At 32.2% G+C, this 11,392-nt stretch carries 14 protein-coding genes; 6 read left to right on the plus strand and 8 right to left on the minus strand.

What is annotated here, in order from left to right:
* Positions 1 to 34 precede the first annotated feature (34 nt).
* From N5D03_RS11750 to N5D03_RS11760, 3 genes are all read right to left on the minus strand, one after another.
* Entirely contained in the window at positions 35 to 565 is a 531-nt protein-coding gene (locus tag N5D03_RS11750; RefSeq protein WP_280051771.1) for an adenine phosphoribosyltransferase, read from the minus strand.
* Between the two features lie 93 nt (positions 566 to 658).
* Positions 659 to 1,087: a thioesterase family protein gene (locus N5D03_RS11755; protein ID WP_125349076.1), complete on the minus strand. Its 429-nt coding sequence runs from the start codon at positions 1,085 to 1,087 to the stop codon at positions 659 to 661.
* An 84-nt stretch (positions 1,088 to 1,171) separates the two neighbouring features.
* Positions 1,172 to 1,432 (minus strand): hypothetical protein, encoded by a 261-nt coding sequence (locus N5D03_RS11760; protein WP_038333588.1) that lies wholly within the window; start codon positions 1,430 to 1,432, stop codon positions 1,172 to 1,174.
* Between the two features lie 255 nt (positions 1,433 to 1,687).
* On the opposite strand from N5D03_RS11760, the gene dnaA reads away from it, so the two are divergent.
* The 4 genes from dnaA (at position 1,688) to N5D03_RS11780 (ending at position 4,986) form a co-directional block, all read left to right on the plus strand.
* Positions 1,688 to 3,115, plus strand: coding sequence for a chromosomal replication initiator protein DnaA (gene dnaA, locus N5D03_RS11765; protein WP_038333589.1), 1,428 nt, complete (start codon positions 1,688 to 1,690; stop codon positions 3,113 to 3,115).
* A gap of 18 nt (positions 3,116 to 3,133) precedes the next feature.
* Positions 3,134 to 3,580 carry a low molecular weight phosphotyrosine protein phosphatase gene (locus N5D03_RS11770; protein ID WP_280051772.1) on the plus strand — a complete coding sequence of 149 codons (447 nt, stop codon included), beginning with the start codon at positions 3,134 to 3,136 and terminating at the stop codon, positions 3,578 to 3,580.
* A 9-nt stretch (positions 3,581 to 3,589) separates the two neighbouring features.
* Positions 3,590 to 4,297, plus strand: a complete 708-nt coding sequence (locus tag N5D03_RS11775; RefSeq protein ID WP_125349078.1) for an SAM-dependent methyltransferase — start codon at positions 3,590 to 3,592, stop codon at positions 4,295 to 4,297.
* Positions 4,298 to 4,512: 215 nt separating this feature from the next.
* The gene (locus N5D03_RS11780) at positions 4,513 to 4,986 is read left to right on the plus strand and encodes an Mpo1-like protein (RefSeq protein ID WP_280051773.1); all 474 of its coding nucleotides are present in this window, start codon (positions 4,513 to 4,515) and stop codon (positions 4,984 to 4,986) included.
* Position 4,987: 1 nt separating this feature from the next.
* Here the strand turns inward: N5D03_RS11780 and N5D03_RS11785 are convergent, their stop codons facing one another.
* The 4 genes from N5D03_RS11785 to N5D03_RS11800 all read right to left on the minus strand — a co-directional run bounded on the left by N5D03_RS11785 (position 4,988) and on the right by N5D03_RS11800 (position 9,792).
* Positions 4,988 to 6,055 carry an SGNH/GDSL hydrolase family protein gene (locus N5D03_RS11785; RefSeq protein ID WP_280051774.1) on the minus strand — a complete coding sequence of 356 codons (1,068 nt, stop codon included), beginning with the start codon at positions 6,053 to 6,055 and terminating at the stop codon, positions 4,988 to 4,990.
* 87 nt (positions 6,056 to 6,142) lie between these two features.
* Positions 6,143 to 7,570, minus strand: a complete 1,428-nt coding sequence (purB, locus tag N5D03_RS11790; protein ID WP_280051775.1) for an adenylosuccinate lyase — start codon at positions 7,568 to 7,570, stop codon at positions 6,143 to 6,145.
* 21 nt (positions 7,571 to 7,591) lie between these two features.
* Complete coding sequence (locus N5D03_RS11795) at positions 7,592 to 8,446, minus strand: fructosamine kinase family protein (protein ID WP_125349081.1); 855 nt, start codon at positions 8,444 to 8,446, stop codon at positions 7,592 to 7,594.
* 56 nt (positions 8,447 to 8,502) lie between these two features.
* Complete coding sequence (locus tag N5D03_RS11800) at positions 8,503 to 9,792, minus strand: adenylosuccinate synthase (RefSeq protein WP_280051776.1); 1,290 nt, start codon at positions 9,790 to 9,792, stop codon at positions 8,503 to 8,505.
* Positions 9,793 to 10,021: 229 nt separating this feature from the next.
* Between N5D03_RS11800 and N5D03_RS11805 the strand changes: the two genes are divergently transcribed.
* Together N5D03_RS11805 and N5D03_RS11810 are read left to right on the plus strand one after the other, a co-directional pair.
* A complete protein-coding gene (locus N5D03_RS11805) occupies positions 10,022 to 10,711 on the plus strand; it encodes a DsbA family oxidoreductase (RefSeq protein ID WP_125349082.1) in 690 nt (229 codons plus the stop codon).
* 60 nt (positions 10,712 to 10,771) lie between these two features.
* A complete protein-coding gene (locus N5D03_RS11810; protein ID WP_185144102.1) occupies positions 10,772 to 11,125 on the plus strand; it encodes a TonB-dependent receptor in 354 nt (117 codons plus the stop codon).
* Between the two features lie 49 nt (positions 11,126 to 11,174).
* Here the strand turns inward: N5D03_RS11810 and N5D03_RS11815 are convergent.
* On the minus strand, positions 11,175 to 11,392 hold a 218-nt coding region (locus tag N5D03_RS11815), incomplete at its 5' end, for an N-acetylmuramoyl-L-alanine amidase (RefSeq protein WP_280051777.1).

The following is an 11,392-nucleotide window of genomic DNA, read 5'->3' on the forward strand; positions in this document are numbered from 1 at the left end:
ACTCCGCTCAAAAATTTTGAACGGAGTTTTTAGTTTAATATTCTGTTAAAGTAACAATATCAGTTGTAAAAGAGGTTAATTTATCTTTTCCGTTTAAGAAAGTCAAATCAACAATAAAAGAAAATTGTGTTGTTTTTCCGCCACATTTTTCTACCAATTTAGCACAAGCTTCGGCAGTTCCACCAGTTGCCAAAACATCATCGTGAATTAAAACTCGCGCACCATCTTTGATGTAATTCGAATTTACTTCTATCGTTGCTTGTCCATATTCCAAATCATACGATTGACTAATTGTTGGAGGAGGTAATTTACCAGCTTTACGAATTAATACAAAAGGGACTTTTAATTTTTGTGCAATCTGAATTCCGTATAAAAATCCTCGGCTTTCAATTCCACAAACAATATCCACTTTACCTTTTGCTTTTTCTACAAAAGCGTCTACAATTTCGTCCGAAAGTTCAGAATTTAAGAACAATGGAGTAATGTCTTTGTAGACAATTCCTTCTTTTGGAAAATCGATAACGTCTACAATCGTTTGATTGATTTTTTCTTGAAGTGTTGACATTCGTTTTTAATCATGTTTTGTTAAGGAACAAATTTAATGAGAAATCATTTGCAAGAATTTGTTTTAACGAATAATTAATGATTCTAAATAATATTATAAACCTAAACTTGTCCAAATACGTTCTGGAATACGAACAGGACGACGAGTTTCGGCATCAATACAACATAAAATAGTGTATCCTTGATTAATTATTTTTCCCACTTCATTATATATATTGTAATCAAATCGAATGCGAACACCTTTGTCACGCTCATGAACTGTTGTTTCAATTTCGATTAATTCATCGTACAAAGCGCTACCAATATATTTTGTATGCATTTCAATAATTGGCATCTGAATTCCCATTGCTTCCAATTCAGCATAAGGAAAACCACGTTTGCGCATCAATTCTACACGACCAATTTCATAAAACTCAGGATAATTTCCATAATAAACCACTTTCATTTGATCGGTGTGTTTATATAGAATACGAGTTTTGGTGCGAAAAACATTTAATTGTTCGGTTTCTTCTATCTTCTCCATAATTTTCTAAAACATCATTTTAATCTTCAAAAGTAGAGAACAAAAAAAAGACTTTATCATTAATTATATAAAAAATGAAAAAGTCTATTCAGTAATTTTTTTGTAATCCATCCAACTAAAAGAAGTTTGCGAAGAATCTTTTTGCTCTTCTTTTAAGAAATCATATTGAATTTGAATAATTGTTTTGAAAGTAGGATTTGCTATTTCATAATAAAAAGTCCTTACATTTTTTTCTTCACCTTGTTCAATTCGTAAAAGAGAAAAATTATTTTTGATGCCCAAATCATTTAAATGATTTTCTACTTTGATAATTGCGAAGTCAATTTTTTCTTGTGTAATTTCCATAGTGATACAAAAATAAGAATTAATAGTTTTATAAGCCAAAATATGTCCGAAAAGATTATCTTTGCAGTATTTTTATTTTATCTAAAACTACTTATTGATTATTTTTAATTATACAAAGTATTTTTTAATATATCAATACCTAAATCATTTTTTTTATTCAAAATTTGTTCACAATTTTGTAGAGAAGTGTTGATGAAAATTTAACATTGACTTTCAATATTTTACATTAAAACTTAAGCACTTTTGGACAATATTATGACGATAACTGCAAATTCTGTGTGGGAAAAATGCTTGTCTTTTATAAAAGATAACATTGCAGAAGATGCCTTCAATACTTGGTTTGTACCGATACGTCCGGGCAAACTAAATAATAATGTTTTAACAATACAAGTACCAAGTAAATTTTTTTACGAATGGTTAGAGGAACATTATATCAAAATTTTAAAAAGTGCCTTACAAAAAGAATTAGGTTCTGATGCAAAATTGGTATACAGTATTTTGATGGATCAAAAGTCGCAAGGACGTGAGCCATTCACGGTACGTATTCCAAGTTCGAACAAAGAAAAACCTCGCCCACAAGAGGTAGAAGCGCCAATTAATTTGCAAGCTGGTAAAATGATGAATCCTTTCGTTATTCCAGGATTGCAAAAATTAAAAATTGATTCGCAATTAAATCATAACTATACATTCAATAATTTTATCGAAGGAGAATCAAACCGATTAGCACGTGCGGCTGGTCGTGCGATTGCCAAACGCCCAGGAGGAACTTCGTTCAATCCACTATTCATCTATGGTGGAGTAGGGTTAGGAAAAACTCATTTGGTGCATGCGATAGGTTTAGAAGTAAAAGATTTACACCCAGAGAAAACTGTTTTGTATGTTTCAACTGAGAAATTTACACAACAATTTATTGAAGCTGTAAAAAATAATAATCAAAATGATTTCATTCACTTTTATCAAATGATTGATGTTTTGATTATGGATGATATTCAGTTTTTATCTGGAAAAGCAAAAACGCAAGAAGTTTTTTTCCATATATTTAACCATTTACATCAAAGAGGGAATCAAATTATTTTGACTTCGGATAAATCTCCAGCAGATATCCAAGATATGGAAGATCGATTAATTTCTCGTTTCAAATGGGGATTATCAGCCGATTTGCAAAATCCTGATTATAATACACGTCTTTCTATTTTGAAACAAAAATTAGAAAACGATGGTATCGAATTTCCTGATGAAGTAATGGATTATATTGCACAAAATATTGATACAAATGTGCGTGAATTAGAAGGTTCATTAAACTCTATTATTGCGCAAGCAACATTAAATAAACGTGAAATTACGTTAGATTTAACTGCGCGTACGTTATCAAAATTAGTACAAACAGCTCGCAAAGAAATCTCGATTGATTATATTCAGAAAACAGTTTGTGAATACTTTAAAGTGAAGATTGAAGATATTCAGTCTAAAACACGTAAACGTGATGTGGTGCAAGCGCGTCAATTAGCAATGTATTTTGCAAAACAATATACAAAAGCGTCTTTGGCAAGTATTGGAACACAAATTGGTAAACGTGATCACGCAACAGTTTTACACGCTTGTAAAACAGTGAAGAATTTACAAGAAACGGACAAGCAATTCCGTGGTTATATCGAAGATATTTCACGTAAAATTGCAGATTAATCTATAAATATTTTTTCAATGAAAATTTTGATGGTTTGTTTAGGTAATATTTGTCGTTCTCCGTTGGCAGAAGGAATTTTACAAGCAAAGGTTGGCGACAATCATTTGGTAGATTCTGCTGGTACGGGTGATTGGCATGTTGGTGAACAACCAGATAGACGCTCGGTTGCGGTTGCTAAAAAATATGGTGTTGATATTTCTGATCAACGTGCGATGCATTTCAATCCAGTTTTTTTCGATGAGTTTGATTTAATCTTTGCAATGGATGAACAGAACTTGATCGATTTGCAACAATTAGCTCGAAGCGAAGAGGAGCAAGGTAAAATTAAATTGATCTTGAAAGATGGAATAGGGCAAACGCAAAATGTGCCTGATCCTTACTACGATGGTGAAGATGCTTTCGAGCATGTTTATCAATTATTAGATGAAGCCACAGACGGAGTCATCAAAAAATACAATCTTTAAAATTATACAATGAAAACGGCTAAAGTTTATTTGATCCCTTCACTTTTAGGTGAAAGCGAACACAGTAGAGTATTGCCTTTATACAATCTTGACGTTATTCGAGCAATTGATACGTTTGTGGTAGAAAATGAAAAATCTGCACGTAAATTTATCAAACAAGTTTGCCCCGAAAAAGTTCAAGCCGATTTAGATATTTATATTCTAAACAAAGATACAGAGCCAGAAGAAATGTTAGATTTGATCAAATTATTGGATCAAAACAAAACGATCGGAATTATTTCCGAAGCTGGTTTACCTGCGGTTGCAGATCCAGGTGCACAGCTGGTAAAAGTTGCGCAACAGAAACGTATTCAGGTTGTGCCTTTGGTTGGTCCATCGTCTATTTTGTTGGCGTTAATGGCTTCTGGAATGAATGGTCAAAACTTTGCTTTTCACGGTTATTTACCAATCGATAAGACCGAACGTAAAAAGAAATTAGCACATTTAGAAGCTGAAAGTTCGAAGACTGGAATTGCTCAAATTTTTATGGAAACGCCTTATCGTAACAATCAAATGGTGGAAGATTTAACGAAGATTCTTCGTGCCGAAACTAAGATTTGTGTCGCGTGTCATATTACATTAGAGGACGAAGATATCCGAACATTATCTATTAAAGAATGGAAAAATGAAAAGTATGATTTTCATAAACGTCCTGCTATTTTTGTGATGCAAGCTTAATATAATTATAATTTAAAAAATAATAGATCAACACTTCGTGTTTCTTTTCGCGAGTCGTTTATCCAAAGTAAATAAAATAGCCAACTTAAATTTAAGTTGGCTTTTTGGTATAATCAGTTTTTGTGGTGGAAATAATTAAAGGTATTAAAATATTTTAACGATTAGATTTTATAATTTATTCAAATTCAACCTATATTTAAGTTAAAATCAACCAAATGAGAAAAATAGAAGAACTTTTTAGTGAATATGGAGAAAGTCATCAAAATGGGACAAACAAAACCATTCATTGGATTTGTGTTCCACTCATCTTTTGGACGATTCTTGGTTTTATTTCCTACATTCCAACACCGCATTTGTATGTACAGAACTTTGGTTATATGAGCATTGCGTCAATTATTGCGTTGGTAATTGTTTCAATCTTTTATTTTAGATTATCGGTTGTCGTTGGTCTAATTATGATTTTTCTAATGTTGATTATGGAATATTTTATTTCGTTGTGCAATCTTCAATTCGGTACAAAATCTTGGATAGTTTATTTAGTAGTTTTTATCATTACATGGATTCTGCAATTTGTAGGTCACAAAATAGAAGGGAAGAAGCCAAGTTTTCTTAAGGATTTACAATTTCTGTTGGTCGGACCAATTTGGTTGTTAGGTTTTATTTTACGTAAAATCGGAGTTAAGTATTGATCTATTTCTTACTCAAAATCTCATTTACTTTTTTCTCAATAGCTTCTGATAATCTGCTAAAACCTAAATCATTTGGATGAATTCCGTCTGTAGAACCTTCGTTATCCGAACCAATTAAATTATCACCTTTCAATAAATACAAATCTTTTACACCTTCTTTTATCAACGTATCGTATTGGGTTCGATAGGTTTGATTTTGTCTTGTCATATCTTCATGAGCGGTTAAATCAAATTTACTCATTGGTCGAATTAAGCTTTCAACCATCAAAATAGGAGTTTTTAGATGATGTTTTCGGAGTAATTTGACGAACGGAATTGTTCTACTTTTGATTTCTTCGGGCGAACTATTCGGAACACAATCCAAGATAAACAAATCAACCCCTTGAATATCTTTGATCATTTCAGCTAATTCAATTTCAATTTTTGCATTTCCACTCAAACCAAGATTAATGAATTCATAACCTGTTTTTCGTGTTAAAATTGATGGATAATTCATTCCAGGACGACTTGCTGATGCACCTTGTACAATGCTTGAACCATAAACCACGATTTTCTTTTTATATACAATCGGTTGATTGATAAAATTAGCAGAAGCATCAATTCCTATTTTTAAGTCTGTAATTTCGTTCCAAAGTGGTAAATAAAGCATGAATTCTTTTTCTGTCTTAGGTAAATTCTTGATAATATCATATTCACTTTTGATATTTTGCTGATTTGGTAAAGCCGCACCTGCAAAAATCCACTTTCCATTTTCTTTGATATACAAATCCAATCCACGCGCCATGATTCCAGTTGTATTCGCACCCAGATAAGTAGAACGAGTTGTCCAATCTAGTTTTATTTGTGAAGTATTCGATTTGAATGTAACATATAATCCAGCGGGAGCAGTAAATAAACCTTTTACTTTTTCGGGAAGATTTGCGTATTTGTTGGTATCGATTCTATGATAAAAAGGCGCATTATCAAAGGCTTTTCCTTGTATAGTAAATTCTTTATTTGTGATATATTTGATTTGTCCAAATAGTTGAAAAGAACAAATAAGTGCAAAAAGCAGAAAGAATTTTTTCATTGATTATAATTGATTAAAGGTTAAAATTAAAAAAAGACTTCCAATTCGGAAGTCTTTTTTTGTTTCATGTGTTTGTCTTAAGCGTGTTTACACTTTAAGGTCTGTATGAGCGCCTAAAAGTGCTTTATTTTCTTCGATAATTGGATCAACCAAATCTTTTAAGAACTCTTCTGTTTGCTCAGAAGCAAATCCTGTAAAGTTTTTCGGATCTAATAATTCGACTAATTTTTCTTTATCAATCTTCACATTATCATCAGCAATAATACGCTCAATCAAATCGTTAGATTTTCCTTCCATTTTCACTTGTTTTGCAGCTTCCATAGAGTGTGTACGAATAATTTCGTGTAATTCTTGACGATCTCCACCATTTTTAACACCTTCCATAATGATGTATTCAGTTGCCATAAATGGTAATTCCTCTGCGATATGCTTCTCGATGATTTTAGGATAAACGACTAAACCATCTAAAATATTGTTCCAAATGATTAAAATTGCATCAATCGCTAAGAAAGCTTGAGGAACCGCTAAACGTTTGTTGGCAGAATCATCTAACGTTCTTTCGAACCATTGCGTAGACGCAACCATTGCAGGAGAAGTTGCCAAAGACATCACGTATTTCGCTAAAGAAGCTATACGCTCAGAACGCATAGGGTTGCGTTTATATGCCATTGCAGAAGATCCAATTTGATTTTTTTCGAAAGGTTCTTCAATCTCTTTTAAATTTTGTAATAAACGTAAGTCGTTTGTAAATTTATGTGCAGATTGTGCAATGTTTGATAATAATTCTAATGCTTGTGCATCTATTTTACGATCGTACGTTTGTCCTGAAACTGCAAAAACATTTTTGAATCCGAAACGTTCAGATAATTTTTTGTCTAATGTTTTTACTTTTTGGTAATCTCCATCAAATAACTCTTTGAAAGAAGCCGCTGTTCCAGTTGTTCCTTTTACACCGCGAAAACGTAACGTATCTATTCTGAATTCTAATTCTTCTAAATCTAATAAAACAGATTGTAACCAAAGTGTTGCACGTTTTCCAACAGTTGTTAATTGTGCTGGTTGGAAATGCGTAAATCCTAAAGTTGGTAAATCTTTGTATTGACGCGCAAATTTCGCTAAACCATCAATCACATTGATTAATTGTCCTTTTACATGTTGAAATCCATCACGAATCTGAATCAAATCTGTGTTATCGCCAACAAAAGCCGAAGTAGCGCCTAAATGAATAATTGCTTTTGCGCTTGGTGCAACATCTCCGTACGTATGCACGTGAGCCATTACATCGTGACGAAATTTCTTTTCGTAAGCCGCAGCAACATCATAATCAATATTAGTTGCATTATTTTTTAATTCTTGAATTTGTTCGTCTGTAATATCTAATCCAAGTTCCTTTTCAATTTCTGCCAAAGCAATCCAAAGCTGTCTCCATGTTGTAAATTTTTTCTCAGGAGAAAAGATATATAGCATTTCGTCGCTACAATATCTCGATTCTAAAGGATTTTGATACTTGTTCATTGTATTTGTTTGTTTTGTTTTTTAAAATTTTTTCAAAATGGTTTGCACATCTTTCACATAATAACCTTCGAAAAGGTAAGCGTGTATCAGCAATGGAAATAATTGTGCAATCGGTAAACGCTCTTCGAAATTTGGTGCTAAAGGATTATTTTCGTGATAAGCATCAAAAAATACATCATCAAATCCTCCGAAAAGCTTTGCAATAGCCAAATCCATTTCGCGATGACCATAATAAATTGCAGGATCTATAACCGAGAATTCGCCTTTTTTATTGGCTAAAATATTTCCATTCCAAAAATCTCCGTGCAATAAAGCAGGTTTTTCTTCTGGAAATATCGAATTCAATTGTTTACATAAATTCTCTGCAGATTTTATTTGTTTTGAATTGATTAATTGTTTGTTTTGCAATAGTTTCATCATTGGCATGATGCGATTTTTTGCATAAAATTCGCTCCAAGAATCTGTTAAACTATTTGGTTGAACGACAATTGCAATGTAATTATCTTCTGACCAACCAAATTGTTTACTAGTATTTTGATGAAGTTTTGCTAAATTTTTTCCTAAGTTTTCCCAATTTACAACAGTTGGAGTAGAGGTTTCCATCCATTCTAATAATAAATATTGAAAATCTTTTCCAGCTTCGCCAACATTTACCACTTTCGGAACCGAAAATGTTTTGGTCTTTTTGATGGTTTCTAAAGCACGTGCTTCTTTCTTGAAAAGATGAGGAAAGTTGTTTGCGGAATTTACCTTTAAAAAATATTTTTTATCAAACGATTCTAATCGAAAAGCATCGTTAATATCACCACCTTTCATCGGGACGATAGAATCTATACCTAAATTCAATTGTTTTAATCGTTCTAAAATCTCGTTCATAAAAATATCTCATAAAGTTATAGCCCAACAAAAGTCAGGCTATACTATTTAATTTATTAAAATAAAGTTGTTCTAATAATGTTTTGAGAACGCTCTGGTCCAACCGAAACTAAATAAACTTCGATTCCTAAGTATTTCTCAATGTAGTGGATGTAGTCTTGTGCTGTTTGCGGTAACTCATCAAAAGATTTTACGTTTGTAATATCTTCTTTCCATCCTGGTAATTCTTCGTATTGTGCTTCGTAATCAGCTAATTTAGTTGTAGAAGAAGTGAAATAATTAATGATTTTTCCGTCTTCCGTTTTGTAACCTGTACAAACTTTTACTGTATCAATATTCGACATTACATCTAATTTAGTGATCACTAAATGTGTAATTCCGTTAATCATACAAGCGTGTTTCAAAGCTACTAAATCTAACCAACCTGTACGGCGTGGACGACCTGTTGATGCTCCGAATTCGTGACCAACTTGACGAATTTGTTCTCCCAATTCGTTGTCCAATTCTGTTGGGAAAGGACCGTTACCAACGCGTGTACAATATGCTTTCGAAACTCCAATCAAATTTTTCAATTTTGTAGGAGGAACTCCAGCACCAACACAAACTCCACCTGTTGTTGGAGAAGATGATGTAACGAATGGATATGTACCAAAATCGATGTCTAACATTAATGCTTGAGCACCTTCGAATAATACATTTTTACCTTCGTCAATTGCGTGGTTAATTTCTAACTCAGAATCTAAGATACGTTCTTTTAAACGCTCACCATAAGCTAAATATTTTTCGTAAATATCTTCAAATTTTAATGGCTCTTTATTGAATAATTTTTCGAATAAAGCATTTTTAACCACTAAATTTTCTTTGATTTTTTCTGCTAAAACTTCAGGATTTAACAAATCAATAGCACGAATACCAACGCGCGCTACTTTATCCTCATAACAAGGACCAATTCCGCGTTTTGTTGTACCAATTTGACTATCTTTTCCTGCAAATTCTTCACGATATTCGTCTAACAAAATGTGATAAGGCATAATGATATGCGCTCTTCTCGAGATAAAAACGTGATCTGTAGATAAACCTTTTGCTTCTAATTGTTCAGTTTCTGCAAAAAAAGCTTCAGGATTTACTACGACACCATTCGCAATAATACATTTTCCTTTGCATTGTAAAACTCCAGAAGGTAATAAGTGTAAGACAAATTTATCATCGCCCACATATACAGTATGACCAGCGTTGTTACCACCTTGGTAGCGTACAACATAATCCGATTTTTCGGCTAATACATCTGTAATTTTTCCTTTTCCCTCGTCACCCCATTGAAGACCGACTACTACGTGTGTTGACATATTGTTTGTTCGTTATTTGATTTGGAATAAAAATGAAACTAATCATCTTTTCTTGGTTCACTGCAAAGGTAATTTAAACCTTGTCTTAAACAAATTTAAAACTCAATTTAGCACGATTATTTTTCAAGATTTTGTTAATAATTTTTCAAGATTAAATTAACCGAAAAATAACCGAATCCATTCAAATAAAAAGCGTATTTTTACAAACTTTTACACCAAAAATTTCCATATGAAAATTGAAATCTGGTCGGATGTAATGTGTCCGTTCTGTTACATCGGAAAAAAACATTTTGAACAAGCTCTAACGCAAATTCCTTATCAAGATAAAATACAGGTTGAATGGAAAAGTTTTCAGTTAAATCCTGATTTATCAAAAACTGAAATTACTTCTGTGAATGATTATTTGATCGAAGCAAAAGGAATTTCGGAAGAACAAGTTTCGGCAATGAATAATCAATTGGCTGAAATGGGAAAAGCTGTTGGAATTGATTTTCAACAACAAAATTCTAAAGTTGTCAATACAGGAGATGCTCATCGATTGATTCATTTTGCGCAAGCGAATGGAAAAGGTTCGGAAGCAGAAGAAAGACTTTTTAAAGCGTATTTTACTGAAGGTAAAAATGTAGCTGATTATGAAGTTTTGGCTGAATTGGGTGAAGAAATTGGTTTGAACAAAACCGAAGTTCTCGAAATGCTAAATTCTGATGCAAATGTTTTTGAAGTTGCTTCGGATATTTTAGATGCACGTAATATTGGTGTTTCTGGCGTTCCGTTTTTCGTAATTGACCGTAAATATGCACTTTCTGGTGCTCAACCTGTCGAGTATTTCGTTTCTGCTTTGACACAGGCTTACGAAAAAGATCATTTGGACCAACCACAAAATGGTGCTTCTTGTGATGTAGACGGAAATTGTGATTAATACAATTTGCAAATAAATATAGAAAAGGACTTCAATTGAAGTCCTTTTTTTCGTTTTATATTGATTGATAATTTTCTAAAAATTGTACAATTTTTTCTGCTAATTGATTTTTATGAAAAGAGCTTTTCAAAGTTTTATATTCAATATCAGTCAACAGAAGATCATTCGTTCAATTTTAATTTTGGGCGAAGAATTCAACGACCAGCTTTTTGGGAATTAAATCCAAATAAATGGTATAGTAATCCTATTTCTTACACAGAAGGAAATCCTTTTATGCAACCAGCTTTTGTGTATAATTTCGAGTTAAGTTATGGATTCAAAGATTATTTACAAGCAAAAGTTTATTATCAAAATATACAAGATGATTTTGGTCAAATTGCCTTTCATCAAGAACAAGAATTGGATGGAAAATAGAGAAAAAACAAAAAATCTCAGAGCAAAATATTCTGAGATTTTTTTATGTCTAATTCTTCAATGCTTCAAAAATTTTATCTGCTATTTTAGGGTAATTACTTTCGTTTGTTAATATTTTTCGGTCATCGTCATTTGTCAAATAACCGATTTCAATCATAATAATTGGAACTTGTGAATCTCGTAATATTTTCGAATTTGTTTCAACAATTCCTAAGTTTTCAAAACCTAAAGAACTTATACTTGTTCCAATTTTTTCGCCAAGTATTT

It is taken from the genome of Empedobacter sp. GD03861, assembly GCF_029840885.1.
Classification (GTDB): domain Bacteria; phylum Bacteroidota; class Bacteroidia; order Flavobacteriales; family Weeksellaceae; genus Empedobacter; species Empedobacter falsenii_B.

Coding starts and splice junctions, on each gene's coding strand:
- N5D03_RS11750 (WP_280051771.1), bottom strand. CDS start 565: ATGTCAACACTTCAAGAAAAAATCAATCAAACGATTGTAGACGTTATC.
- N5D03_RS11755 (WP_125349076.1), bottom strand. CDS start 1,087: ATGGAGAAGATAGAAGAAACCGAACAATTAAATGTTTTTCGCACCAAA.
- N5D03_RS11760 (WP_038333588.1), bottom strand. CDS start 1,432: ATGGAAATTACACAAGAAAAAATTGACTTCGCAATTATCAAAGTAGAA.
- dnaA (WP_038333589.1), top strand. CDS start 1,688: ATGACGATAACTGCAAATTCTGTGTGGGAAAAATGCTTGTCTTTTATA.
- N5D03_RS11770 (WP_280051772.1), top strand. CDS start 3,134: ATGAAAATTTTGATGGTTTGTTTAGGTAATATTTGTCGTTCTCCGTTG.
- N5D03_RS11775 (WP_125349078.1), top strand. CDS start 3,590: ATGAAAACGGCTAAAGTTTATTTGATCCCTTCACTTTTAGGTGAAAGC.
- N5D03_RS11780 (WP_280051773.1), top strand. CDS start 4,513: ATGAGAAAAATAGAAGAACTTTTTAGTGAATATGGAGAAAGTCATCAA.
- N5D03_RS11785 (WP_280051774.1), bottom strand. CDS start 6,055: ATGAAAAAATTCTTTCTGCTTTTTGCACTTATTTGTTCTTTTCAACTA.
- purB (WP_280051775.1), bottom strand. CDS start 7,570: ATGAACAAGTATCAAAATCCTTTAGAATCGAGATATTGTAGCGACGAA.
- N5D03_RS11795 (WP_125349081.1), bottom strand. CDS start 8,446: ATGAACGAGATTTTAGAACGATTAAAACAATTGAATTTAGGTATAGAT.
- N5D03_RS11800 (WP_280051776.1), bottom strand. CDS start 9,792: ATGTCAACACACGTAGTAGTCGGTCTTCAATGGGGTGACGAGGGAAAA.
- N5D03_RS11805 (WP_125349082.1), top strand. CDS start 10,022: ATGAAAATTGAAATCTGGTCGGATGTAATGTGTCCGTTCTGTTACATC.